Below are 24,072 nucleotides of genomic sequence, written 5' to 3'. Positions count from 1 at the left end.
CAAGCCTACTCGGCAAAAACGACCCTCGTTGTAACCTTTCCTCATAAGCACAGTGCGTTGTTATAGGGGTTGAACAGTGTCAATTGAATCGTCGTCGAACCGCTGCGATTAATCGTTTAACCCTGGGATTTAAGTTAAACGGCGCCCTGGGCAGCCACCCTTTCGGCAACATGTCGCAAACTATCGAAGTTGATGTTCGCCCCGGAATTGATCGCCACCAGGGTCTGCCCGCGCAATGGGTGACGGGCCACGTAGTGGCGGATGCCCGCGACCGCCAGCGCACCGGAAGGTTCGGTGATGGAGCGCGTGTCGTCGTAGATCAACTTGATGGCGCTGCACAGTTCGTCGTTACTGACGGTGATGACTTCATCCACCCAGTCGCGGCAGATCTCGAAGCCATACGCGCCGACCTGCGCCACCGCCGTGCCGTCGGCAAACCCATCGACGCTGGGCAGCACCACCCGTTCACCGGCCCGCAGTGCTGCCAACAGGCAGCTGGAACCTTCGGGCTCGACGCCAATGATGCGCACCTCGGGCCGCAGGTATTTGACGTAGGCGGCGACGCCGGCGATCAGGCCACCACCGCCCACCGGCACGAAGATCGCGTCCAGCGGCCCTTGCTGCTGGCGCAGGATCTCCATGGCGACGGTGCCTTGGCCGGCAATCACGTCCGGGTCATCAAAGGGCGAAACGAAGGTGCACCCGGACGACTCGGCCAACTGCAGCGCGTGGGCCAGGGCAAACGGGAAGCTCGCGCCGTGCAGCACCGCGTGCGCGCCGCGTGAACGCACGCCCAGCACCTTGAGTTCCGGGGTGCTGGCGGGCATTACAATGCGCGCCTCGATCCCCAGTTCCCGTGCCGCCAGGGCCACACCCTGGGCGTGGTTACCCGCCGACGCGGTCACCACGCCACGGGCTTTTTGCTCAGCCGTAAGCTGCACCAACTTGTTATAGGCGCCGCGAATCTTGAAGGAAAAGGTCGGTTGCAGGTCTTCGCGCTTGAGCAACACCTGGTTGCCCAGCAGTGCCGACAGGGCCGGGGCTGCCTGCAACGGCGTGCGCACCGCCAGGTCGTATACCGGGGCGGCAAGAATCTTCTTCACGTAATGTTCAAGCAGTCCCGGGTCGGCGGTGTGAGGCGCGGTGCAGGTGCTCATGGGTGTCTCCTGGCTTTTTGTCAAAAACCCTGGAGACGGAAAAACGAAACCCGCCTCTAGGGCGGGTTTGGGTACAGCCGTGCGCTATCCCGCCAAATGAGGAATGGCGGTAATAATGCTTGGCTGGCTGCGAAAGGCTTGAAATGTCATGTGACGAAACTAACCGGCGGCCTGCGGGCAAGTCAATGGCCAAGCGCCATTTGCCGGCCAGGGGTTTACTATTGATATACGAAACATATACGCTTTGTATATTGCTACCACACAGTGAACACCATGGGCATCGTCAAGATCACCGACCAACTGCACGAACAACTGCGCCTGGCCAGCGCCGCGATGGACCGCTCCATCAACGCCCAGGCCGAATTCTGGATCAAGATCGGGCTGCTCGCCGAACTCAATCCGCACCTGCCCTACAACGAGCTGATCAACAAACTGTTGCTGGACAAGCCCGACCTGATCCGGGGGCGCAGTTGATGATCAAGACTGCCGCACAACTGGCGGTGATGCGTGAATCCGGACGCCTGCTGGCCCAGGTTTTCACCCTGCTCGACGGTTTTGTCGCCGCCGGCCGCTCCACCCTCGAGCTGGACGCCGCCGTCGAAGCCTTCATCCGCAACGACCTCAAGGCCCGCCCCGCCAGCCTGGGGCAATACGACTACCCCTTCTCCATCAACACCTCGATCAACGAGGTGGTGTGCCACGGCATGCCCAGCGCCAAGGACATCCTCAAGGACGGCGACATCATCAACATCGACATCACCTTGGAAAAAGGCGGCTACATCGCCGATTCCAGCAAGATGTACATGATCGGCACCGTCGCCCCCAAGGCCCGGCGCCTGGTGGAGATGACTTTCGAAGCGATGTGGGCCGGCATCCGCCAGGTCAAGCCGGGTGCGCGCCTGGGTGATATCGGCCACGCTATCCAGAGCCATGCGCAAGCCAACGGCTACAGCGTGGTGCGCGAGTATTGCGGCCACGGCATTGGCCGACAGATGCATGAAGAGCCACAGGTCTTGCACTTTGGCCGTCCCGGCACCGGGTTGGAACTGCGTGAAGGCATGGTGTTTACCGTGGAGCCGATGCTCAACCAAGGCAGCTCGAAAGTACGCAGCCTCAAGGATGGCTGGACGGTGGTCACCAAGGACAACAGCCTGTCGGCGCAGTGGGAACATACCGTGGCGGTGACGGCGGATGGGTTCGAGGTATTGACCTTGCAACCCGGCGCCTGAACGACACAACCCCTGTAGGAGCCGACTTGCCGGCTCCTACAAGGACCGGTGTTCACACCACATTGGCGCCCCCCGCTATTCGCTTGAGCCCCACCACCATCAACCCCGCCCCAAGCCCCATCGCCAGCAGGAACAACGGATACGACACCCACCACGGCGTCCCCGCCGTCATCATGCTGAACTCCGACATGCCACCAATGCTCGCAATCAAGTTCAGCGGCAGGAACACCACGTTGATCAACGTCAGCTTGCGCAACAGGTTGTTCATGCTGTTGTTCATCAGGTTGCCACGCGCATCGATCAACCCGGAAAACACGTTGGAATAGATTTCCGCCTGCTTGTAGCACTGGTGGTTCTCGATGATCAGGTCATCGATCAGGCCAAGCGTCTCTGCGCTGAAATGCTCCTTCTCGGCATGGTTGCGCAACCGCGACAGCACCGCGCCGTTGCTGTGCAGCGCATTGATGTAATAGATCAGGCTTTCGCTGAGGCTGAACATCTGCATCAGGTGGTGGTTGCTCATCGACGCATTGAACTGCTGCTGCAACTCCCGCGCGACCAGCTTGATCACCTTGAGGTGGCCCAGGTAGTGATGGATGTTGTTGAGCAGCAGGTCGAGCAGTACGTCCAGCGGCGTGTGCAGCGGGCGGCGCTGACCCAGGCCGGTCAGCGGGGTTTCGTCGGTGGCGATCACCAGCAGGCGGCTGGGCGAAAACAGCAGGCCGCAGGACGACACCTCGAACACCAGGTTGCCGCCTCCGGAGTAGTTCTCCGGGCGTTTCCAGATCAGGAACAGATTGTCGGGGTGAAACTCGATACGCGAAACTTCATCAGGGTCCAGCGCCGAAGCCAGGGCGTGTTCGTCCAGCTTGTGGTGGTCACGCAGCCACTCGCGCTCGGCCAGGTCGGGGTTGTTGAACAACAGGATCGGGGCCTCGTCATGTTCCCCGCTGCGCAGCTTGCCATCGGCCAGTTCAAAGCGCTGGATCATCGCCGGCTCACCAGACCTGGCCCTGGCGCTTCAACTCCAGGCGCCGCACGAACTCTTCCAGCACCAAGCCGTAGAGGTCGTCCTGCAAATAGGCGTCCTCGATGCCCGCGTCCAGGTTGGGGTTGTCGTTGACCTCGATGACCACCACCTTGTCGCCGGACTGCTTGAGGTCGACGCCGTAGAGGCCATCACCGATCAGGTTGGCGGTCTTCACGGCCAGCTCTACCACGGCCTTGGGTGCTTCGTGGACCGCAAGGGTGCGGCACTCGCCGTTGATGTCCTGGCCGATGGCCTTGTGGTTGTAGATCTGCCAATGGCCCTTGGACATAAAGTACTGGCAAGCAAAGATCGGCTTGCGGTTGAGTACGCCGATACGCCAGTCGTACTCGGTGTAGAAGAATTCCTGCGCCAGCAGCAACACCGAATGCTCGAACAACTCGGCAGTCGCCTTGAGCAAGGCTTCCTGGCTTTCCACCTTGATCACCCCACGGGAAAAGCAACCGTCGGGGATCTTCAGCACCAGCGGGAACCCCAGGCGCTCGCCGACCCGCTCGAAGTCTTCCGGTCGCTCCTTGTACAGGATCTCGGTGGCGGGCATGCCCAGTTGATGGCTGTTGAGCAGGTCGGTGAGGTACACCTTATTGGTACAGCGCAGGATCGACGCCGGGTCGTCCATCACCACCAGGCCTTCGCTTTCGGCTTTCTTGGCGAAGCGGTAAGTGTGGTTGTCGACGCTGGTGGTCTCGCGGATCAGCAAGGCGTCGTATTCGGCCAGGCGCGAATAGTCCTTGCGCTCGATCAACTCCACATCGATGCCCAGGCCCTTGCCCACGCGGATGAAATTCTCCAACGCCTTGGCATTCGACGGCGGCAATTGTTCCTGGGGATCGTGCAGGATGGCCAGGTCGTAACGGGCCAGGCGCCGTGAACGTGGCTGGCGCCAGATCTTGCGGCTGAAGTTGTCGAGGGCGTGGGCGAATTGATCTTCCTGATCATCGCGCAACTTGTGCAACACACCGGACTTGACCCCTTCGATATGCCAGCCGTTATTCTTTTTAAAATCAACTAACAGGATGGGGCACGGGAACGCCTCAAACAATTGACGGGCCAGATCCTGCAACGGTTCTATATTGGTCCGGCCAAAGTAAAGTGTCAGGGTAAAGCCTTCGGTATTGCTGTAAAGATGATGACTCAGGGCTTTATCAAGGGTCTTGTCCAGGTCGTCCAACGCGAGGCCGTACAGCGACTTCCTGGTCAGTTCGCTGATGGTGCGCACCGACGGAATCACCTTGTGCCCACGGGCTTCGGCGAGCAGCGAGCAGTAATAACCGTGCCCCAGGTACTTGTAGCTGCGGCACAGGTTGATCACCTGGACACGCTTGCCGGTCTCGTTTTCCCGGGTCTGTTCCAGGTACTCCTGGGCGGTGACGATGTCTTCGCTGGGGAAGTAGGAGGCCCAATCTTCCTTGCGCTCGACAATGATCACTACTTGACTGGCTCCTTTGAGGGGGGCGGGAAAATAACCTTTATTAGTTATTGTCGCCGCGAGCGTTTGCTCGGATACTTCACGCCAATGACCTTGTACCGCCGACATAATATTTGATCCGCTTTAGAGAACTCGACCTTTTCTATTAAGCACGATCTTTTAGAGAAGTCCCGTTTCGTTACGCAACTTTTACGGCGGTCATATGGCTCTTTGCTTTCGCGTTGCAACCCCCTGTGATGTGCCCGAATTGGTGGCACTGGAACAACACTGTTTCACCACCGACCGGCTGTCTACGCGCAGTTTCCAGTGGATGATCAGCCGCGCCCACGGCCACTTGCTGGTGGCGGAAAACGACGGGCAGTTGCTTGGCTACGCGCTGGTGCTGTTCCACCGGGGCACCTCGCTGGCGCGCCTGTACTCCATCGCCATCGCCGCGCACGCGCGCGGCCTGGGGCTGGGCAAACAGTTGCTCGCCCGCATCGAAGCCATTGCCGTGGACCACGACTGCGCCTACCTGCGCCTGGAAGTGCGCACCGATAACCCCGGCGCCCTTGCCTTGTATGAGCGCAATGGCTACCGGCGCTTCGCCCTCATCAACGACTACTACGAAGACCACACCGCCGCCCTGCGCCTGGAGAAACGCATCGTCCAGCATCAGGATGCGCGCCCGCAAAGCGTGCCGTATTACCAGCAGACCACCGACTTCACCTGTGGCGCCGCCTGCCTGCTGATGGCCATGGGCGCGCTGGTGCCTGCGCGCGTGGCGCAACGGCGTGAAGAGCTGCAGATCTGGCGCGAAGCGACCACCGTGTTCATGACGGCCGGCCATGGCGGCTGCAGCCCCCAAGGGCTGGCGCTCGCGGCCTGGCGCCGGGGCTTCGCGGTGCGCATGCAGGTGAATGTACGCGGGCCGCTGTTCCTGGACGGTGTGCGTGATGCACATAAAAAGGACGTCATGCGCCTGGTACACGAGGCGTTCGAAGAGGAATTGGCCGGCAGTGGTGTCGAGCAAGTGTTCGGCGGCGCGTTGGACTTGCCTCAGGTACTGCGCGACGGCGGCCAGCCGCTGGTATTGATCAGCAGCTACCGCCTCACCCGCTCCAAGTCACCGCACTGGGTGATGGTCACCGATTGCGACGAAGACTTCGTCTACCTTCACGACCCGGACGTGGACCATAGCCAGCACCGCCAACCCCTGGACTGCCAGCATTTGCCGGTCAGCCATGGGGAGTTCGAGCGCATGTGCCGGTTTGGCAACAACAAACTGCGCGCGGCGGTGGTGGTCTTCAAGCCACCTGCTTGATCGCGGCCTTGGCTTCCAGTTCGCGCACCAGCGGCAACACGCGTTTGCCGAAGTATTCGACTTCTTCCTGGAAGTGCAGGAAACCCGCGAGCACCAGGTCCACCCCCACCGCCTTCAGCGCGACAATGCGCTCGGCGATCTGCTGCGGTGTGCCGATCAAGTTGGTCTTGAAGCCATCGTTGTACTGCACCAGGTCTTCAAAGCTGGACTTGGCCCAGTTGCCCTCGCCTTCCGGTGAGGCCTTGCCGGCCTGCTTGGCCGCATCACCAAAGGCATTCACGGCTTCCGGGTCGGCCTTGTCGATGATCTCTGCCAACACGGCGCGGGCTTCTTCCTCGGTGTCGCGGGCGATCACGAAAGCGTTGACGCCGACCTTGACCGAATGGTTATTGGCCGCCGCCTTGGCGCGAATATCATCGACCTGGGCCTTGATGCCTTCCGGGGTGTTGCCGTTGGTGAAGTACCAGTCCGACACCCGTGCGGCCATGTCCCGTGCCGCCCGTGAACTGCCGCCCTGGAACACTTCCGGCTGGCCCAGAGGCTTGGGCTTGAGGGTGTAATGGTTGAAACGGTAGAAATCGCCCTTGAAGGTGAAGTCGTCCTGGGTCCAGATGCCTTTGAGGGCGCGGATGAATTCTTCGGAACGGCGATAGCGCTCGTCATGTTCCAGCCAATGTTCGCCGATGGCCTGGAATTCGCCCTTGAACCAGCCGCTGACGATGTTCACCGCGATACGGCCGTTGGTGAGCTGGTCGATGGTCGCCAGTTGCTTGGCTGCGAGCGCCGGTTGCCATGGGCCAGGCAGGATCGCAGCGATCACCTTGAGGGTAGTGGTCGCCGCCAGCAGCGCATGGCTGAACGCCACGGACTCATGCTGGTTTTCGGCGCCGTAGCCGGCGGTGAAGCGGATCTGGGTGAGGCCGTATTCAAAGCCCGCGGCTTCGGCCAGTTGCGCCAGTTTGCGGTTGTAGTCGATGCCCCAGTGGGTGCGTTGCTCGATCTTGCTGACCACCAGCCCACCGCTGACGTTGGGCACCCAATAGGCAAATTTCACGGCTTGCTGACTCATCGAACAGTACCTCGCACAAAGGGATGTACCTAGCGCTTGAGCAGCAAGCGTGCCAGGCCCGGGAAACGCCCGTGCCTGGGGCGCAGGAAGCAAGGCCGGGTGCCGACGCCGATGTCGCAGACTGTGCTGGTTTGTCGATCAGCTGTTGCCAGGGCAACAGTGGCTGGCGACTTTGCCCCGCAAATACGGGCGCCGACACCCGGCACGGACTGTGCAATCTACCCTGTATTGATCACTGCCCAGGAACCTTGCCCATGACCGAACACCACGTTATCAACCCGCTGTCCACCGGCGTCGACTACCCGACCTTGGCCGCACGCTTCCGGCCGATTTTCCAGCGCATCGCAGAAGGCGCCGTAGAGCGTGAACACACACGCAACCTGCCCTACGCACCGATCCAGTGGCTGAAAGAGGCCGGCTTTGGCGCGGTGCGCGTGCCGGTGGAATACGGCGGTGGCGGCGCCTCCCTGCCGCAGTTGTTCGAGCTGCTGATCGAACTGGCCGAAGCCGACTCCAACGTGCCCCAGGCCCTGCGTGGGCACTTTGCCTTTGCCGAAGACCGCCTGAATGCACCGCCCAGCGCCGGCCGCGACCTGTGGTTCAAGCGTTTCGTGGCCGGCGATATCGTCGGCTGCGCCTGGACCGAAATCGGCAATGTGGCCATCGGCGACGTGGTCACCCAGGTCAGCCCCGACGGCGACCGCTGGAAGCTCAACGGCGAAAAGTTCTACAGCACCGGCAGTATATTCGCCGACTGGATCGACGTGTACGCCCAACGCAGCGACACCGGCGCGGACGTGATCGCCGCCACCCGCGCCCGCCAGCCTGGGGTGGTGCACAGCGACGACTGGGACGGCTTTGGCCAGCGCACTACGGGCAGCGGCACGTCGCGCTTTACCGATGCGGTGGTAGAGGCGGACAACGTCATCGACTTTTCTACCCGGTTCAAATACCAGACCGCGTTTTACCAGTTGGTGCTGCTGGCCAGCCTGGCCGGTATCGGCCGCGCGGCGCTGCGTGACTTGGCGCATCAGGTGCGCAGCCGCAAGCGTATCTACAGCCATGGCAATGCGGCCCATGTCAGCCAGGATTCGCAGATTCAACAGGTGGTGGGCGAAGTGGCTGCCCTGGTGTACGCCGCCGAGGCCAGCGCGCTGAAAGCGACGCTGCCGGCGCAACGGGCCTATGTGGCGCGGTTTGGTGGGGATGAGGAGGTGGAGCGTGAGGCCAACGTGGCGGCTGAGATTGAGTCGGCTAAGGCGCAGGTGGTGGTGTCGGAGTTGATCCAGCGTGCGACCAGTGAGTTGTTTAATGCATTGGGGGCTTCGGATGTGCGTCAGGGTAAGGCGCTGGATCGGCATTGGCGTAATGCACGGACGGTGTCGTCGCATAATCCGGTGATTTACAAGGCGCGGATTGTGGGGGATTGGGTGGTGAATGGGGTGGAGCCACCGTTTGTTTGGCAGATTGGGAATGGGCGGGGTTGAGCCTGGGTTTTGAGGGTATATCCGTTGCTGCGGTAACGGCTGCTATGGGTTCCGCCCTTACGGCGGGTCACTTTGGAAAAGCCCCAAAGTAACCAAAGGGCTCTTGCCCCAACACTCGGCACCTCGCCTAGGCTCGGTGTGCCCGTAATCCGACAGGTATTTGGGGGGCCGCCGCCACGCGCCATCCATGGCGCGGGGCGGCTAAACCGGCATCCCTGCCGGTTTACCCCCCAAATCCCTGCCGAATTCCGGCCAGCGTGTTTGACGGGGCGCCTAAGATCAAAATCAAAAGCAAAAGCACAGCGGCCTGACAGCCGGCTTGAGTGGTGTAGAGCAAAGGCAAAGGCCAACGCGGCCCAATGTAGGAGCCGGCTTGCCGGCGATGGTCGTTAACGATGATGGGGTACATCTGGATAAACGCGGCGATCTCACGGTTTTCGCCGGCAAGCCGGCTCCTACAAGGGACCGCGTATCTACGATGCGAAGCGAGTCGCTCTTGATCTTGATCTGAGGCGCCCCGTCAAACACGCTGGCCGAACGCAGGCTTGAATCCGTGGGTAACCCGGCAGGACGCCGGGTTAGCCGCCCCGCGCCATGGATGGCGCGTGGCGGCGGCCCACGGATTCAAGCCGGAGTGAGGGCACACCGAGCCTAAACGAGGTGCCGAGTGTTGGGGCAAGAGCCTTTTGGTTACTTTTGGGCTCTTTTCAAAAGTGACCCGCCGTAAGGGCGGAACCCATACCAGCCATCACCCAAACAACGGATATGCCCCCAAATCAAAACGCCAACTTATAACCAATGGCCATCAACATAACCGCCAAACAAGGCCGCAACACCCCATCTGGCAGCTTGCCAGTCATATGACTGCCAAGGTAGATCCCCGGCAACGACCCCATCAACAAAAACCCCAACAAATGCCAGTCCATGTTCCCCATGCTGGCATGCCCCAGCCCCGCCACCAGGGTCAGCGGCACAGCATGCGCAATCTCAGTCCCCACCAACCGCCGCGTAGCCAGGAACGGATACAAAATAAACAACGCCACCGTCCCCAGCGCCCCCGCGCCAATGGAGGTCAGCGCCACCATGGTTCCGAGGATCGCCCCTGTCACCACCGTGAGCGCATTCAGATTGCGCGGGCTCATGTGATAGTCATCACCCGCATGCCGCTGGGCAAACGCCAACAGGCTTTTCTTGAACAGAATCGCCAAGGCCGTCAGCAGCAACACCACACCGAGCGCCTGCTTGATCACCGCGTTCATGGCACTGGGGTCGGTATGCAAGCTGGCCAGGAACCAAAGGGTCAGCAACACCGCAGGCACGCTGCCCAAGGTCAACCAGCCAGTGATGGTCCAGTCGATATTCTTGTTCTTGCTGTGCACCAACACACCACCGGACTTGGTGATGGCCGCGTACAACAAGTCGGTGCCCACCGCCGTGGCAGGGTTGATGCCGAACCACAGCAGGATCGGGGTCATCAACGAGCCCCCACCCACACCGGTCATGCCCACGATAAAACCGACGATCAGGCCAGCAACCACAAACCCAACATTACCCACATCCATTACAGCTACCTGCGGCCTTATAAATTTCTGGCCGCAGGATAGCGATTTTTCTTATAACGACTTATATCAATATGATCTGACTTTATGCCTTTTAGCTCAGTCGATGACAGACGTACGCTTGGGTTTGATACGGAAAGGCCACGGTGTCGCGCCCCTTCAGTGAAGGATGCGTGTCGATCAGCGCCTGCAATTGCGCGGTCACCACAGCCTTGGACGCCTCCGGCAGCGCGGCAATAAAGCTCACGGAGAGGAAGCGGTCCATGATCACCTCCTGAGGGCTGCCCACATGGCTGTAGGGAAAACAGGTCACTTCGGGCTCGGAAAAGTACTCGCCGGTGAAGGCTTCACGCCAACGCCCGGTATGAAAACGCGGGGTATCGCCCTCGTAGGGGGTGATGATGTCGGTGATGGCCGCGACCCAATCCACCGATTCATCCCGCACGTTCCACACCAGGCCAAGGCGGCCTTGGGGCTTGAGCACGCGGTGGATTTCCGCCAGGGCCGCCTCGGTGGAAAACCAATGGAATGCCTGGGCGCACACCACCGCGTCTGCGCTGGCGGAGGGCAATGGGATGGACTCAGCAGTGCCATTGACCAGGCGCACATCGGGCAGCAGTTTGGTCAACTGCGCGCCCATGGCCGCCACGGGCTCGACGGCAGTCAAAGTCGGTGCCAGGGTGCTGAGCAAACGGGTGAACTTGCCGGTGCCGGCGCCCAGGTCGATCACGCTTGACTGGGCATCGATGCGCAATGTCTCGGCCAGCCAGCCTCTGAGTTGCCTAGGATAGTCCGGCCGGCCTTGGGCGTAGGTGACGGCCTGGGTAGAGAAACCTTGTTGAGCAGACGTGTGTACACCAGTCATTGTCAATCTCTCCTCGGGTAAAGCGGGGGGCACAGTGTGCGCCCTCCGGACTTTTTTTTCTAATCGCTGCATCCAATCGTGCGTGCCGTGGGTAGTCCTTTCAGTCACCCCGCTGTTTTACTGAAATGGAGAAGTACCCATGAACGCTAAAGCACTGTTCTGCCTCACCGCCCTGCTCGCTGCGGCACCGGCCGCCTTTGCCCAGACCGGCTTGCCCGACAGCATCAAGGTGCCGGACGGCCACAAGGTCGCGCTGGAAACCACCGGCGTCGGCGAAATCACCTATGAGTGCCGTGACAAGGCCAACGCCGCCGGCCAGACCGAGTGGACCTTTGTCGGACCCAAGGCGGTATTGAATGACCGCAGCGGCAAGCAAGTGGGCACCTACTTCGGCCCACCGGCTACGTGGCAGGCCAAGGACGGTTCAAAAATCACCGGCACCCAGTTGGCCGTGGCCCCCTCGGGCGCGGGCAACTTGCCGTATCAATTGGTCAAGGCCAACCCCGCTGAAGGCAACGGAGCGATGAGCGGCGTGAGTTACATCCAGCGCGTGGCCCTCAAGGGCGGCGTGGCGCCGAGCAGCGAGTGCACCGCAGCCAACAAAGGCAAGCAGGAAGTGGTGAAGTACCAGGCGGATTACATTTTCTGGGCGGCCAACTGAGTAAAGTCGTCTACGCTGCCCCCCATGCCGATCATTGGGGGGTAGCCATCCGTGTTTGATTACGAAGCCTGTCTGCAGGCTTGCGCCCGTGGCGATCAACGCGCCTTGCGCCAGTTGTATGAGCAGGAAAGCAGCCATCTGCTCGGCGTGGTGTTGCGCATCGCCAGGGACAAATCCCTGGCCGAAGACATCGTGCATGATGCGTTTATCAAGATCTGGCGAGGCGCCGGCAGTTTTGACCCCAGTCGCGGCTCGGCCCGTGGCTGGGTGTTCAGCGTGGCCCGCCACCTGGCGCTCAACGTGGTGCGTAACCATTACCGCGAAGTGCCTTTGGGCGACGAACACGAGCAAGTCGCCGCAACCGAAACCTTTGAATTCAGCGCGCGCTCGGGACAGGTCCACACCTGCCTGGAGCAACTCGACCCGGCCCGTCGCACGTGCATCCTGCATGCCTATGTCGACGGTTATTCCCACAGTGAAATCGCCCAGAAACTCGACACCCCGTTGGGGACCGTCAAGGCCTGGATCAAACGTAGCCTCGCCGCGCTGCGGGAGTGCATGGCATGAACGACCCACTGGACGAACTGGCCAGCGAATACGTGCTGGGCACCTTGCCCGGCGAACAACGCGCCGACGTCGAACAACGCCTCAAGCACGATGCCGAACTACGCGCTGCGGTAGACGCCTGGGAGCAACGCCTGTTGCCGCTGACCGCCTTGGCGGAACCCGTACCGCCCTCCTCTGAGCTGTGGCGGCGTATCGAACGTAACATCGCCAGTGCTCGCACGCACTGGTGGGACCTGCTGGCCGTGTGGCGCGGCCTGGCCGGTGCGGGGCTTTTGACCACGCTGGTACTGGCCGGGTTGCTACTGACCCGCCCGCCCACTGCCGCCCCAAGCTTCGTGGTCGTGCTGGTCGCGCCGCAAAGCCAGGCACCGGGCTGGGTGATCCAGGCCAGTAATGATCAGCAGATTCAGCTGATCCCGTTGGGCGTGATGGCAGTGCCATCCGACAAGGCCCTGCAGTTCTGGACCAAGGGCGACGGCTGGCAAGGTCCGGTGTCCCTGGGCCTGGTCAAGCCGGGCCAGACGCTGTCGGTGCCGCTGGACAAGCTACCGCCGCTGACACAAAACCAACTGTTCGAGCTGACCCTGGAAGACCCACGTGGCTCGCCGACCGGCAAGCCCACCGGGCCGATCCAGGCCATCGGCCGCGCCGTCAAGGTGCTTTGATCAGGCGACGCTGGGCAACCACACGCGGAACCGCGCGCCGCCCAAGGGCGAGGCCAACGCCGTCAAGGTGCCGCCCTGGGCTTCCAGGGCGCGCCGGCTGATGGCCAGCCCCAGGCCGAAACCGCCGGTGGCGCGGTCGCGGCTGCGGTCCAGGCGGTAGAACGGCTCGAAGATGCGTTCGCGCTGGTCCAGCGGGATGCCAATGCCGTCATCGTCTACCCAGATTTCACAACCCTTGGCACACACCTTCACGCCGACCTGGATGCGCTTGTCGCAGTAGCGCGTGGCATTGCGCAGCAGGTTCTGCAAGGCACGGGCGGTGAGGCGCGGGTCGAGGCTGAAGCGCTCCACGGCGCAATCGAGCGCTACGTCGATGACGATCTCGGGGTTTTCCAATTCGTCATCGACGCTGCCGAGCACGCTGTCGATAAACTCGTCGAGCATCACCTCGACCCGCTCGGGCAATTGCGCCGGGTTTTGCAGGCGGCTATAGGACAGCAACTCCAGCACCAGCTCATCCAGCTCACGAATATGCGCCACCAGGCTTTGCAGGCGCTCGCGGCTGGCTTCGGGCAAGTCTTCGGAGAGCGCCAGGGCCAGGCCAAAATCCAGGCGAGTGAGCGGCGTGCGCAGTTCGTGGGAGACGGCATTGAGCAGGTCGCGCTGCTGATTGAGCAGGTGTTCGATGTCGTCGGCCATGGTGTCGAACACCGAGGCCAGGCTGCCGATGCTGGAGCTGGCCGGAATGCGTGTGCGCTCGGCCAGGTTGCCCTGGCCCAGTTGCCCGGCGGTGCTTTTCAGGCGTTCCAGGTCACGCCAGTGCGGGCGCAGCCACACCAGCAGGCAGGCCAGCAGCGCGGCGACGATCAGCACGTTGATCGCCCAGTACAGCACGTTCATGTCCATCGGATCGGGCGGCACCGTCAGCTTGACCACGAATTGCTCGTTGATCGGCGAACTGATTTCCTCCATCCAGCCCCACTCTCCCAGGCGCACCACCGGTTTGCCCTGCTCCAGCAGCTGTTCTTCCATGGGCGTGTAGCTGGCGTCCTGGCGCAGCAGCAATTGCACTTTCAGCGGTGCGAAGTCACGGCCCAGTTGCTCGGTCACCTGTGACCAGCGTTCCACCGGCGCGCGCAGGTATTGCTTGACGATCAGCTTCTGCTGGCCGCGTGTCTGCTCGATGTTGTAGTCCATGTAGCGGTGTTCGAACAGCTGGATCACCAACGAGGGGATCAGGTAGATCGCCGCACTGTAGGTGACGATGGTGATCAGGTAGAGGCGCAGCAAGACACGAAACATGGGTCAGCATTCCCACTCGGAACGGCTGAACAAGTAGCCCTTGCCCCACACCGTCTTGATCTTGCGCGCTTCACCGGCGTTGTCGTCGAACTTGCGGCGCAGCTTGGAGATGGCCACGTCCACCGAACGGTCGGTGCCATTGAACTCGATACCCCGCAGGCGTTGCAGGATCTGGTCGCGGCTAAGCACTTCGCCAGCATGCCGGGCCAGCACCACCAGCAGGTTGTATTCGCCGCTGGACAGCTCCACCGCCTGCTCGCGCCAGGCCACGGTGCGCTCCGACAAGTCGATGCACAGGTTGCCCATGATGATCTGGTCGTTCGCCACCTGGGGCTCGGACAGGCTGCTGCGGCGCAACAGCGTACGCACACGGGCGAGCAGCACGCGCGGCTCGCAGGGTTTGGTCACGTAGTCGTCGGCGCCCATCTCTAGGCCCAGTACCTGGTCGTGACTGTCGTCGCGGGCGGTGAGCATCAGGATCGGCAGCCCTGCCGAGTCGGCACGCAGCAGGCGGCAGACTTGCAGGCCGTCAAGGCCTGGCAGCATCAGGTCGAGGATCACCAGGTCCGGCGGGTTCAGACGCGCGCGTTCACGGACGTGGTCGCCACGGCTGAGCACGCTGACGTGGTAGCCATTGCGCTCCAGGTAGCTGGCAATCAGCTCGGAGAGTGCGGCGTCGTCTTCCACCAGGAGGATGTTGGGCATGGTGTTTCCAAATAAGCAGTGATGGGCGGTACACAAATCCAATGTGGGCGCTGCTTGTGTGGGAGCTGGCTTGCCTGCGATACAGACACTGCGGTCTATCAGGTAGACCGAGGTGATGCTATCGCAGGCAAGCCAGCTCCCACACAAGCTGGTTGCCACATGTTGAATCGTTGGCGCTTGCAGGATTGTGCAAGGATATACGCCCTCTGCCGACTATGGGTCGCACCTTACATTTCTTCACAGACAAGCTACACAGCTTCACAGCACCCCGGCGCAGGTGACTTTAGGATGCGCCAGTCAATATTGGGATAAGAGCATGTCGAAGAATCTGTTTGCGCCGTTTTGCCTGCTGGCCCTCACCCTTGCCCTGAGCGCGTGCGACAAGTCCGCCGCCGAGGCACCGGAAATGCCGCTGGCCAAAGTGCGCATCGAAACCCTGGCCGCCAAACCCCTGTCCATCACCAGCGAACTGAGCGGGCGCATCGCCGCGCCGCGCATTGCCGAGGTACGTGCACGGGTCGCCGGCGTCGTCATGCAACGGGTGTTCAAGGAAGGCCACGACGTGAAACAGGGCGACGTGCTGTTTCGCATCGACCCCGCGCCGTTCAAGGCCGACCTCGACAGCGCCCAGGCCAACCTGAGCAAGGCCGAGGCCAATGCCTTCCAGGCGCGCCTGCAAGAACAGCGCTACAGCCAATTAGTGGAAGGCAATGCCATCAGCGGCCAGGACTACGACAACGCCCGCGCCGCCGTGCGCCAGACCAACGCCGAAGTCGCCGCCAACAAGGCCGCCGTCGAGCGCGCGAAACTGAACCTGGGCTACGCCACCGTCACCGCACCGATTTCCGGGCGCATTGGCCGTGCGCTGGTGACCGAAGGCGCGCTGGTCGGCCAGAATGAAGCCACGCCGCTGGCGATCATCCAGCAACTGGACCCGATTCACGCCGACCTGACCCAGTCCACCCGTGAGCTGAATGACCTGCGCCGCGCCTTCCGCGCCGGCAGCTTGAAGCAGGTCGGCCAGGACCAGGCCAAGGCCACGTTGATCGAGGACGACGGCAGCCTCTACCCGCTGCCGGGCAAATTGCTCTTCGCCGAGATCAGCGTCGACCCCGGCACCGGCCAGATCATCCTGCGCAGCGAGTTCCCCAACCCCGACCTCGACCTGCTGCCCGGCAGCTTTGTGCGGGTGCGCCTGGAGCAAGCCGTCGACAAGCAAGGCATCAGCGTGCCGCAACGCGCCATCACCCGCGACAGCGCCGGTATCCCGATGGTGCTGTTGCTCGACGCCGAGCAGACCGTGAGCCAGCAGCCGGTGGAACTGGGTGCAGTGATCGAAGACCGCTGGATCGTCAGCAGTGGCCTCAAGCCCGGCGACCGTATTGTCGTCGAGGGCCTGCAACACGCGCGCCCCGGTGAAAAAGTCGAAGTGGACGATAGCCCCGCGCCGAATGCCCAGGCCTCTGTCCGCTAAGGAAAGGAATCAAACACCATGCCGCAGTTCTTTATCGACCGCCCGATCTTCGCCTGGGTGGTGGCCCTGTTTATCCTGCTGGCGGGCGCCCTCGCCATCCCGCAGTTGCCGGTGGCCCAGTACCCCAACGTCGCGCCGCCGAAAGTCGAAATCTATGCCGTCTACCCCGGCGCTTCGGCGCAGACGTTGGACGAAAGCGTGGTCAGCCTGATCGAGCAGGAGCTCAACGGCGCCGACCACCTGCTGTACTTCGAATCCCAGAGCAGCCTGGGCTCAGCCACCATTACCGCCACGTTCCAACCGGGGACCAACCCGGAAATGGCCCAGGTGGACGTGCAAAACCGCCTCAAGGCCGTGGAGCCGCGCCTACCCCAGGCCGTGACCCAACAAGGCTTGCAGGTGGAAAAAGTCTCCGCCGGCTTCCTGCTGCTGGTCACCCTCACTTCCAACGACGGCAAACTCGATGACGTGGCGCTGAGTGATTACCTGGCGCGCAACGTGATGAACGAACTCAAGCGCCTCGACGGTGTGGGCAAAGCTCAGCTGTATGGTGCCGAGCGTGCCATGCGCATCTGGATCGACCCGCAGAAATTGATCGGCTTCAACCTGACGCCGGCCGACGTGAACGCCGCGATCAGCGCGCAGAACGCCCAGGTCTCGGCGGGCAGCATCGGTGATTTGCCGGGCACCAACACCCAAGAAATCACCGCCGCGATCCTGGTCAAAGGCCAGCTTTCAACGCCGGCCGAATTTGCCGACATCGTGCTCAAGGCCAACCCCGACGGCTCGACCGTGCGCATCGGCGATGTGGCGCGGGTGGAAGTCGGCAGCCAGGAATACCAGTTCTCCACCCGCCTGAACGGCAAGCCGTCCACCGCCGTCAGCGTGCAGTTGTCGCCCGGCGCCAATGCGCTGAGTACCGCCACCCTGGTGCGGGCAAAGATGGACGAGCTGTCGCGCTACTTCCCGGCCAACGTGGAGTACAAGATCCCGTATGACACCTCGCCGTTCGTCAAGGTCTCGATCACCAAGGTGGTCTACACCCTGCTCGAAGCGATGGCACTGGTGTTTGCGGTGATGTTCCTGTTCCTGCAGAACGTGCGCTACACCTTGATCCCGACGCTGGTGGTGCCGATTGCGTTGATGGGCACTTTCGCCACCATGTTGTTGCTGGGCTTCTCCATCAACGTGTTGACCATGTTCGGCATGGTGCTGGCGATCGGCATCCTGGTGGACGACGCCATTGTGGTGGTGGAGAACGTCGAACGCATCATGGCCACCGAGGGTCTGTCGCCCAAGGAAGCGACGAAAAAAGCCATGGGCCAGATCACCGGGGCCATCATCGGCATCACGTTGGTACTGGTGGCGGTGTTCCTGCCGATGGCGTTCATGGCCGGTTCCGTGGGGGTTATCTATCAGCAGTTTTCGTTGTCGATGGCCACCTCGATCCTGTTCTCGGCGTTCCTCGCCCTGACCTTGACCCCGGCCCTGTGCGCCACCTTGCTCAAGCCGATCGCCAAAGGCGAACACCATGCCAAGGGCGGTTTCTTTGGCTGGTTCAACCAGCGCTTTGAAAGCCTCACCGACCGTTATGAAGGCTGGGTGGCGTATGCCCTCAAGCGCAGCGGCCGCTACCTGTTGATTTACCTGGTGCTGCTGGTGGGCCTGGGCTGGATGTTCAGCCGCCTGCCCTCCTCGTTCCTGCCGGTGGAGGACCAGGGCTACACCATCACCGATATCCAGCTGCCACCCGGCGCGAGCAAGAACCGCACGGTGCAGGTGGCCGAGCAGATCGAAGCGCATAACGCCGAAGAGCCTGGGGTGGGTGATACCACCATGATCATGGGCTTCAGTTTCTCCGGTTCGGGGCAAAACGCGGCTCTGGCATTCACCACACTCAAGGATTGGTCGGAACGCGGCAGCGATGATTCCGCCGCCTCGATTGCCGACCGCGCCAACATGGCGTTCAGCGAACTCAAGGACGCGATTGCTTATGCGATCCTGCCACCGCCCGTGGATGGCCTGGGCACGTCCAGCGGCTTCGAGTTCCGCCTGCAGGACCGTGGTGGCGTCGGCCATGCCGCGTTGATGGCAGCCCGTACCGAGTTGCTGGCTGCCGCCGAGAAAAGCCCGATCCTCGCCAACGTGCGTGAAAGCGCGCTGGCCGAAGCGCCGCAAGTGCAGCTGGAAGTCGATCGCAAGCAGGCCAATGCGCTAGGCGTGTCATTTGCCGATGTGGGCAATGTGCTCTCCTCGGCCATCGGTTCGGCCTACATCAACGACTTCCCCAACCAGGGACGCATGCAGCGCGTGGTGGTGCAGGCCGAAGGCGACCAACGCAGCCAAGTGGCGGACTTGATGAAGATCAATGTGCGCAACAACGCCGGCAAGATGGTGCCACTGTCGGCCTTTGTCGAAGCCAAATGGACCCAGGGCCCGACCCAGCTGACGCGCTATAACGGCTACCCGGCCATCGCGATTTCCGGCGAAGCGGCACCGGGCCACAGTACCGGCGAGGCCATGGACGAGATCCAGCGCCTGGTCAGCCAATTGCCCGCCGGTCTGGGCCAGGAATGGACCGGCCTGTCGTTGCAGGAACGCCTGTCCGGTTCGCAGGCACCGTTGTTGCTGGGCTTGTCGTTGTTGATCGTGTTCCTGTGCCTGGCGGCGTTGTATGAAAGCTGGTCGATCCCGACCTCGGTGCTGCTGGTGGTGCCGCTGGGCGTACTCGGTGCGGTACTGGCTGTGTCTTTGCGCGGCATGCCCAACGATGTGTTCTTCAAGGTCGGCTTGATCACCATCATCGGCCTCTCGGCGAAGAACGCGATCCTGATCATCGAGTTCGCCAAGGACCTGTACGACCAGGGCGAAGACCTGATCACCGCCACCTTGAAGGCCGCGCGGTTGCGCCTGCGGCCGATCATCATGACGTCCCTGGCGTTTATCCTCGGCGTGGTGCCGTTGGCGATTGCCACCGGGGCCAGCTCGGCAAGCCAACAGGCGATTGGTACCGGCGTGATCGGCGGGATGATCACCGCGACACTGGCGGTGGTGTTTGTGCCGGTGTTTTTTGTGGTGGTAATGAAGTTGGTTAAAAAGCGCCGCGACTGATCGACGTCAACCGACGCAAGCCCACTGAAAAGAGCCCTTACAAACTGTCAATGTTGACAGTTTCGCAGGGTTCTTTTTCGTTTTAGTGTGCCTTTGTTCAATCCGAACGATCAGTAAAGAGAAGCTTCCCATGAGCGAACACTCAGGCTTACTGCTTTCCAACGGGTACCTGGCGGTAGGCATTGGAAACAGTTTTTTTGTCAGCGAAGACTTAACAGTAATCCATACGAGCCAATTGCTGCGTATTGAGGCACCGGGCACTGGAAACTCAGCCGGAAAATTCATCATCACGGTCAATAACCCTGGGAACGGTGGAACAGCCATACCGGTTGGTCCTGGCAACCCTTCGCAGCTCACCTACGAACGGTACGGCTATCCTACCCGTCATGCCGGTAGCGGAAGCATAACCTTCGTGTGGGACCCTACACGTAAAACGCTTGATGCGACGTTTGAAGCCGTCTTGGTTCCTGTCGCGCACTACCCCGCAGTCAAACTCACGGACGGCGCTATCCGTTACTTTGAATAAGCACGGCAGTAACCGCCATGTTTGATGGCCAGGACGTGCAACTGACAAAAAGGAGTGTTCGACGCAGTCAGTCAGGGACTAAAGAATGCGCTATGGTGCTCGCAGAGACATTTCATTGTGAGCCGCCATGCCGTTCCTCGCCCGCACCCACCCTCGCCTCTCCGCCGCCGCCGTGCTCGGCCTTGCCGTCGGTATCCTGGTCCCCGCCGACGGCCTCATCAGCAAAATCCTCATCGGCTGGAATGCCGGGGTCTGGACCTACCTGGTACTGATGCTATGGCTGACCCGCCGCGCCAAAGCCGAAGACGTCAAACGCATCGCCGAGATCGAAGACGAAAACGCCGGCCTGGTGCTGTTCACGGTGTGCATTGCCGCCATTGCCAGTTTGGCGACCATCACCTTCGAACTGGTGGGCAGCAAAGACCTGGCCACCTCGGAACGCCTGCTGCACTACGGTTTCACCGGGCTGACAGTGATCGGTTCGTGGTTGCTGATCGGGGTGATCTTCAGCGTGCATTACGCGCGCCTTTATTACACCTGGGACGGCAAGGAGCCGGCGTTACGCTTTGCCGAGGGCCTGACGACGCCCAACTACTGGGACTTCCTGTATTTCTCGTTCACCATCGGCGTGGCAGTGCAGACTTCGGATGTGGGTGTGGCCACGCGAAGCATGCGCAAGGTGGTGCTGGGGCAGTCGTTGATCGGGTTTCTGTTCAATACGGCGATCCTGGGATTCTCGATCAATATCGCCGCCGGACTGTTCGGCTGACCCTGTACGCACCGTCTATACGCCCATCCATTGCCGGGCGCCAAGAGCCTTGATGCGGTTCAACCGATGCAGGCGTTATTGCGGTTGAGTTCGACGTGGCGGAGCATGGCCCATACCAAGTGTCCTGGCCCCTCCTCACGCTAATACTCAATCGAATTAAAAAATAATTACTTAGACCGTGCAACCCAATAAGAAACACTCATACATCGCGCCCTTCGTATACTGTTAGTTCTGACAGTTTACAGGCTAGGCACTCTACTATTACATGCTTTAGACAGAGCCGATGATGCTCTGTTACTCGCACAATCATCAGCGTCGGAGAAGCGATCATGACTGTACAAGCGAACATTTTAACTCCTGAACAAAAACAGGCATTGGGCCCCAAACGAATTGTTGCCTCAGGTACTTTCAACGCACACGTCGATTCGACACCTGTCCGTTTTCAAACCACTACCCTGTCTCGCAACGTCGAACGGTCTGTCTTCCAAATCAATGCCCGACACGCTGATAATTCAGTGACCATCAAGGAAATATTTATCCAGGTCCCTGAAAATATTAATGTCGGCCAAGTCATCAACCTGGATGAGCAGGAGTTCACGGATGTCGAGGTCTGGTACGCGGTGAAGTCCCCCACGCAGCACTATACGGTTGAAGCTATTAAAGGCGAATTGACCATTTACGGACTGGCCCCCGGCGTTATTAAAATCCGAGGCAGCCTTCATGCAACCACCGATAAGGGTCCCAACGGGATCCCCCATACGCTCGATGTCGACTTCGACCTGACCAGTTGATGGCTCGCGCCACATGCAAAAACGCCCGTATCTCTCGATACGGACGTTTTTTATTGAAGGGCGCTTACCATGTGTAGCGTACACCCACGTTGGCACCCCAAGGCTGTTCGACTTTACTGCCGCTGCTGTGCTCAAGGTCCGCATGCAGTTGCAGATTCTTCGAAAGCTTCACCGCCACACCCGCACCGAATTCAGCGCGAGAACCGGACAGGTCGTTGTTGAACACGTTGTTGTTCACCGAGACCTTATTGTTGTTGGCAAACTCGTGCACCATTGCCGCTCGCAAGTAAGGCTGCACCACACTGCCACTGTCGAGTTGGATGTCACGCCCAACCGTAGCACCGGCTTTGGCCATGATCGAGCGCGTACGCTCGCCTTTGGCTTGCAGGCCATTGTCCAGGTTGTAATTGGCACCCTGGATCACCACAGTAGAGACTTGGGCATAGGGTTCAACAAAGAAGTCATTATCCAGCTTGATGTTACGACCAAACTCAGCCGACAAACCGCCACCCGTGTTGTTGTATTTGCCCTTGGACGAGGTGCCGTCACTCAGCCCCACCTTGGACTGGTTATGGAACCGGTTGACCTTGGCCACGGCATCGAAATACAGACCGCTGTCCTCATCCAGCCAAGTTGCATAAGCACCCAGGTAGTAGCTTTTCACATTGCCCGAAGTACCGCGCTTGAGGTTCAGGTCGGACGTACTGTGACCGGCCATCACACCGACCAGCCACTGACTGTCGGCCAACGGCGTATCGGCACCCAGCGTGAAGCCTTGCTGGCGTTGGTCGTAACCTACGCCCGTGCTGTCGGACACCTTGTACTTGCTACCATAACCACGTACCCAGACGCCCGCCTGGCCTGGTTCGAATCGCAGCTCCCCCATACGCGTACGCAGTGAAGTCGCCTCGCCGTACCACACCGTTGGTGCAGTGTTGAACAGGGCCAGTACCGAGCGGGTACCTGGGCTGATCACGCGATTGTTCGGGTCAAGGAACCAGTCGGTACCTTCCTGTTTCAGACCGTAGGAGTAGGCACCTACGTCCACTACATCGCCCACCAGGGAGAAGTGTGCGTCACCTCCACCGGTGTGCACGATGCGAATCTCTTCAGGGCTGACCGGCTCCGCACCGCTGGCCGCAAGCAACAGGCTGTGATTGCCCTTGGCTTCGCCTTCGATGTTCAGGAAGTCTGTAACACCACGGGCGAAATCAGTGCCCATGACAAAGGTGCCATTGCCTTCCAGGCTATCCAGGTCCAGTTGATAGAACGCATCACTGGCGCCAAATTTAACCGTGCCACCGGCCAGGCTCAAGTCACCTACCTGGCTGTCGCCGGTCAACTCCCAAAATGACGTGTCGCCAATATTCAGGCTGGTGACATTCTGCATTTGGCCGGTCAGGCTGGCGTAGTTCTGCAGGCTCAGATGTGCAGTGCTGCCATCCTCGACAATGACGTTACCCGTCAAGCGGCTGTTATCGACGTTCATGCTAGCCGTGGCGCCGCCGTTTACTTCCAGCAACGTGCCGTTGCCGCCGATCAACGTCGAGCCATTGCGCACATCAATTTCAACTCCCGGGGTCGAACCATCCTCGCCATTGACCACAATGGCGGAACCGCTGCGACCCTCGACGCTGGAGTTATCCAGGAACAGTTTGCCAACTCCACCTTCGTCATAATTATCGGAGAACAACACACCATTTTTGCCACCAATGATTGTGCTCTGGCTGGCAGTTACCGTTGCTCCGTCAACAAACACGCCGAAACTGTCGGCACCGGTACCTTCGACCAAGGTTTTTCTAAAATGTAGCTCGCTGTTGCCCGTTGCCATCGCGCCGCCAATATGCCCACGAATGGTGCTATTGAATACCTCGGCAACGCCTCCTTTTTCAGAGTCGAAGGACTGGAATGCTTGAAGACCTACCGTGGTATGGCTGGTAATGCTGCTGTCACGAATGAGAGCACTGCTATCATCCAGGCGCACTGCGCCGAACACCGCGTGGTTAGAATCAACGGTGGCGCCGTTCAAGCTGACAGTCGATCCCTGGGTCGCACGGATGTCGTCAATTTTGCTACCTGCGTTGACGATCAAGGCCGAATCGTTGACCAGAATATGCTGTGCCCGAGCGCCATTAACCGTCAGCTCGGACTTCAGGTCCAGTTGCCAGTCATTGGGCAACTCGCCCGCTTCAATGGTTTTTGACTCGCCAATCAGTTGAGCCGCCTGTACGTTCGATTGAATAGCCGAAAACATAAGAAAAGTAATAGTTGGAACTTTCATTATCTTGCTCAAGGGTTTGAGCTCGAAGTTGGATAACACGGACATAGGACTTCACTCTCTGGGCTGGTGCCTTT

At 60.6% G+C, this 24,072-nt stretch carries 21 protein-coding genes; 12 read left to right on the top strand and 9 right to left on the bottom strand.

Translation table 11 applies throughout. The annotated features are described in order from the left end of the window. Positions 1-134 precede the first annotated feature (134 nt). On the bottom strand, positions 135-1,157 hold the full coding sequence (ilvA, locus tag KHP07_RS17985) for a threonine ammonia-lyase, biosynthetic (RefSeq protein WP_214497660.1): 1,023 nt from the start codon (positions 1,155-1,157) through the stop codon (positions 135-137). 273 nt (positions 1,158-1,430) lie between these two features. Here ilvA and KHP07_RS17980 point away from each other — a divergent pair, with 273 nt between their 5' ends. Together KHP07_RS17980 and map are read left to right on the top strand one after the other, a co-directional pair. Then, positions 1,431-1,631 carry a ParD-like family protein gene (locus tag KHP07_RS17980; RefSeq protein WP_003190946.1) on the top strand — a complete coding sequence of 67 codons (201 nt, stop codon included), beginning with the start codon at positions 1,431-1,433 and terminating at the stop codon, positions 1,629-1,631. Next, positions 1,631-2,386 carry a type I methionyl aminopeptidase gene (gene map / locus KHP07_RS17975; RefSeq protein ID WP_078048161.1) on the top strand — a complete coding sequence of 252 codons (756 nt, stop codon included), beginning with the start codon at positions 1,631-1,633 and terminating at the stop codon, positions 2,384-2,386. The genes KHP07_RS17980 and map overlap by 1 nt, the downstream gene beginning before the upstream one ends. A 52-nt stretch (positions 2,387-2,438) precedes the next feature. On the opposite strand, the gene KHP07_RS17970 is transcribed toward map, so the two are convergent. Both KHP07_RS17970 and KHP07_RS17965 read right to left on the bottom strand, forming a co-directional pair. Continuing rightward, positions 2,439-3,377: a magnesium transporter CorA family protein gene (locus tag KHP07_RS17970; RefSeq protein WP_078048160.1), complete on the bottom strand. Its 939-nt coding sequence runs from the start codon at positions 3,375-3,377 to the stop codon at positions 2,439-2,441. Between the two features lie 7 nt (positions 3,378-3,384). After that, positions 3,385-4,971 carry a RimK family ATP-grasp domain-containing protein gene (locus KHP07_RS17965; RefSeq protein ID WP_100490908.1) on the bottom strand — a complete coding sequence of 529 codons (1,587 nt, stop codon included), beginning with the start codon at positions 4,969-4,971 and terminating at the stop codon, positions 3,385-3,387. Positions 4,972-5,065: 94 nt separating this feature from the next. On the opposite strand from KHP07_RS17965, the gene KHP07_RS17960 reads away from it, so the two are divergent. Then, positions 5,066-6,166, top strand: a complete 1,101-nt coding sequence (locus KHP07_RS17960) for a GNAT family N-acetyltransferase/peptidase C39 family protein (RefSeq protein WP_099492693.1) — start codon at positions 5,066-5,068, stop codon at positions 6,164-6,166. On the opposite strand, the gene sfnG is transcribed toward KHP07_RS17960, so the two are convergent. Then, positions 6,150-7,235, bottom strand: coding sequence for a dimethylsulfone monooxygenase SfnG (gene sfnG / locus KHP07_RS17955; protein WP_078048157.1), 1,086 nt, complete (start codon positions 7,233-7,235; stop codon positions 6,150-6,152). The two genes, KHP07_RS17960 and sfnG, sit on opposite strands and share 17 nt — an antisense overlap. A gap of 254 nt (positions 7,236-7,489) precedes the next feature. On the opposite strand from sfnG, the gene KHP07_RS17950 reads away from it, so the two are divergent. After that, positions 7,490-8,722, top strand: a complete 1,233-nt coding sequence (locus KHP07_RS17950; protein ID WP_214497659.1) for an acyl-CoA dehydrogenase family protein — start codon at positions 7,490-7,492, stop codon at positions 8,720-8,722. A 776-nt stretch (positions 8,723-9,498) separates the two neighbouring features. Here KHP07_RS17950 and KHP07_RS17945 read toward each other — a convergent pair. Both KHP07_RS17945 and KHP07_RS17940 read right to left on the bottom strand, forming a co-directional pair. After that, complete coding sequence (locus KHP07_RS17945; protein ID WP_100490910.1) at positions 9,499-10,284, bottom strand: sulfite exporter TauE/SafE family protein; 786 nt, start codon at positions 10,282-10,284, stop codon at positions 9,499-9,501. A 91-nt stretch (positions 10,285-10,375) separates the two neighbouring features. Continuing rightward, entirely contained in the window at positions 10,376-11,146 is a 771-nt protein-coding gene (locus tag KHP07_RS17940; protein ID WP_214497658.1) for a class I SAM-dependent methyltransferase, read from the bottom strand. 139 nt (positions 11,147-11,285) lie between these two features. Between KHP07_RS17940 and KHP07_RS17935 the strand changes: the two genes are divergently transcribed. The 3 genes from KHP07_RS17935 to KHP07_RS17925 are packed head-to-tail and all read left to right on the top strand — an operon-like array spanning position 11,286 to position 13,039. Then, positions 11,286-11,807: a DUF3455 domain-containing protein gene (locus KHP07_RS17935; RefSeq protein ID WP_078048153.1), complete on the top strand. Its 522-nt coding sequence runs from the start codon at positions 11,286-11,288 to the stop codon at positions 11,805-11,807. A 51-nt stretch (positions 11,808-11,858) separates the two neighbouring features. Further along, complete coding sequence (locus tag KHP07_RS17930; protein WP_099492686.1) at positions 11,859-12,374, top strand: sigma-70 family RNA polymerase sigma factor; 516 nt, start codon at positions 11,859-11,861, stop codon at positions 12,372-12,374. Further along, a complete protein-coding gene (locus KHP07_RS17925; RefSeq protein ID WP_214497657.1) occupies positions 12,371-13,039 on the top strand; it encodes an anti-sigma factor in 669 nt (222 codons plus the stop codon). Before KHP07_RS17930 ends, KHP07_RS17925 begins: the two co-directional genes overlap by 4 nt. On the opposite strand, the gene KHP07_RS17920 is transcribed toward KHP07_RS17925, so the two are convergent. Together KHP07_RS17920 and KHP07_RS17915 are read right to left on the bottom strand one after the other, a co-directional pair. Further along, positions 13,040-14,341 carry an ATP-binding protein gene (locus KHP07_RS17920; protein WP_078048150.1) on the bottom strand — a complete coding sequence of 434 codons (1,302 nt, stop codon included), beginning with the start codon at positions 14,339-14,341 and terminating at the stop codon, positions 13,040-13,042. It abuts the gene before it with no gap. A gap of 3 nt (positions 14,342-14,344) precedes the next feature. Continuing rightward, the gene (locus KHP07_RS17915; protein WP_078048149.1) at positions 14,345-15,046 is read right to left on the bottom strand and encodes a response regulator; all 702 of its coding nucleotides are present in this window, start codon (positions 15,044-15,046) and stop codon (positions 14,345-14,347) included. A 316-nt stretch (positions 15,047-15,362) separates the two neighbouring features. Between KHP07_RS17915 and KHP07_RS17910 the strand changes: the two genes are divergently transcribed. The 5 genes from KHP07_RS17910 to KHP07_RS17890 all read left to right on the top strand — a co-directional run bounded on the left by KHP07_RS17910 (position 15,363) and on the right by KHP07_RS17890 (position 21,717). Continuing rightward, positions 15,363-16,520: an efflux RND transporter periplasmic adaptor subunit gene (locus KHP07_RS17910; RefSeq protein ID WP_078048148.1), complete on the top strand. Its 1,158-nt coding sequence runs from the start codon at positions 15,363-15,365 to the stop codon at positions 16,518-16,520. A gap of 18 nt (positions 16,521-16,538) precedes the next feature. Beyond that, a complete protein-coding gene (locus KHP07_RS17905; protein ID WP_078048147.1) occupies positions 16,539-19,631 on the top strand; it encodes a multidrug efflux RND transporter permease subunit in 3,093 nt (1,030 codons plus the stop codon). Between the two features lie 130 nt (positions 19,632-19,761). Then, positions 19,762-20,157 carry a hypothetical protein gene (locus KHP07_RS17900; RefSeq protein WP_214497656.1) on the top strand — a complete coding sequence of 132 codons (396 nt, stop codon included), beginning with the start codon at positions 19,762-19,764 and terminating at the stop codon, positions 20,155-20,157. Positions 20,158-20,284: 127 nt separating this feature from the next. Further along, positions 20,285-20,926 carry a DUF1345 domain-containing protein gene (locus KHP07_RS17895; protein WP_099492676.1) on the top strand — a complete coding sequence of 214 codons (642 nt, stop codon included), beginning with the start codon at positions 20,285-20,287 and terminating at the stop codon, positions 20,924-20,926. A gap of 329 nt (positions 20,927-21,255) precedes the next feature. After that, entirely contained in the window at positions 21,256-21,717 is a 462-nt protein-coding gene (locus KHP07_RS17890; RefSeq protein WP_099492675.1) for a hypothetical protein, read from the top strand. A 64-nt stretch (positions 21,718-21,781) separates the two neighbouring features. Here KHP07_RS17890 and KHP07_RS17885 read toward each other — a convergent pair whose 3' ends face one another. After that, a complete protein-coding gene (locus tag KHP07_RS17885; RefSeq protein ID WP_214497655.1) occupies positions 21,782-24,043 on the bottom strand; it encodes an autotransporter outer membrane beta-barrel domain-containing protein in 2,262 nt (753 codons plus the stop codon). Positions 24,044-24,072 lie beyond the last annotated feature (29 nt).

It is taken from the genome of Pseudomonas sp. VS40, assembly GCF_018587885.1.
Lineage (GTDB): Bacteria > Pseudomonadota > Gammaproteobacteria > Pseudomonadales > Pseudomonadaceae > Aquipseudomonas > Aquipseudomonas pergaminensis.
The sequence above is the reverse complement of the archived record's forward strand: the minus strand, read 5'-3'. Positions and strand labels throughout refer to the sequence as shown.

What these genes read in the sequence shown, in the direction of transcription:
- KHP07_RS17900 (WP_214497656.1), top strand. Translation starts at nt 19,762, where the DNA reads ATGAGCGAACACTCAGGCTTACTGCTTTCCAACGGGTACCTGGCGGTA.
- map (WP_078048161.1), top strand. Translation starts at nt 1,631, where the DNA reads ATGATCAAGACTGCCGCACAACTGGCGGTGATGCGTGAATCCGGACGC.
- KHP07_RS17940 (WP_214497658.1), bottom strand. Translation starts at nt 11,146, where the DNA reads ATGACTGGTGTACACACGTCTGCTCAACAAGGTTTCTCTACCCAGGCC.
- KHP07_RS17980 (WP_003190946.1), top strand. Translation starts at nt 1,431, where the DNA reads ATGGGCATCGTCAAGATCACCGACCAACTGCACGAACAACTGCGCCTG.
- KHP07_RS17885 (WP_214497655.1), bottom strand. Translation starts at nt 24,043, where the DNA reads ATGTCCGTGTTATCCAACTTCGAGCTCAAACCCTTGAGCAAGATAATG.
- KHP07_RS17950 (WP_214497659.1), top strand. Translation starts at nt 7,490, where the DNA reads ATGACCGAACACCACGTTATCAACCCGCTGTCCACCGGCGTCGACTAC.
- KHP07_RS17920 (WP_078048150.1), bottom strand. Translation starts at nt 14,341, where the DNA reads ATGTTTCGTGTCTTGCTGCGCCTCTACCTGATCACCATCGTCACCTAC.
- KHP07_RS17890 (WP_099492675.1), top strand. Translation starts at nt 21,256, where the DNA reads ATGACTGTACAAGCGAACATTTTAACTCCTGAACAAAAACAGGCATTG.
- KHP07_RS17905 (WP_078048147.1), top strand. Translation starts at nt 16,539, where the DNA reads ATGCCGCAGTTCTTTATCGACCGCCCGATCTTCGCCTGGGTGGTGGCC.
- sfnG (WP_078048157.1), bottom strand. Translation starts at nt 7,235, where the DNA reads ATGAGTCAGCAAGCCGTGAAATTTGCCTATTGGGTGCCCAACGTCAGC.
- KHP07_RS17965 (WP_100490908.1), bottom strand. Translation starts at nt 4,971, where the DNA reads ATGTCGGCGGTACAAGGTCATTGGCGTGAAGTATCCGAGCAAACGCTC.
- KHP07_RS17960 (WP_099492693.1), top strand. Translation starts at nt 5,066, where the DNA reads ATGGCTCTTTGCTTTCGCGTTGCAACCCCCTGTGATGTGCCCGAATTG.
- KHP07_RS17915 (WP_078048149.1), bottom strand. Translation starts at nt 15,046, where the DNA reads ATGCCCAACATCCTCCTGGTGGAAGACGACGCCGCACTCTCCGAGCTG.
- KHP07_RS17910 (WP_078048148.1), top strand. Translation starts at nt 15,363, where the DNA reads ATGTCGAAGAATCTGTTTGCGCCGTTTTGCCTGCTGGCCCTCACCCTT.
- KHP07_RS17935 (WP_078048153.1), top strand. Translation starts at nt 11,286, where the DNA reads ATGAACGCTAAAGCACTGTTCTGCCTCACCGCCCTGCTCGCTGCGGCA.
- KHP07_RS17970 (WP_078048160.1), bottom strand. Translation starts at nt 3,377, where the DNA reads ATGATCCAGCGCTTTGAACTGGCCGATGGCAAGCTGCGCAGCGGGGAA.
- KHP07_RS17925 (WP_214497657.1), top strand. Translation starts at nt 12,371, where the DNA reads ATGAACGACCCACTGGACGAACTGGCCAGCGAATACGTGCTGGGCACC.
- KHP07_RS17895 (WP_099492676.1), top strand. Translation starts at nt 20,285, where the DNA reads ATGCCGTTCCTCGCCCGCACCCACCCTCGCCTCTCCGCCGCCGCCGTG.
- ilvA (WP_214497660.1), bottom strand. Translation starts at nt 1,157, where the DNA reads ATGAGCACCTGCACCGCGCCTCACACCGCCGACCCGGGACTGCTTGAA.
- KHP07_RS17945 (WP_100490910.1), bottom strand. Translation starts at nt 10,284, where the DNA reads ATGGATGTGGGTAATGTTGGGTTTGTGGTTGCTGGCCTGATCGTCGGT.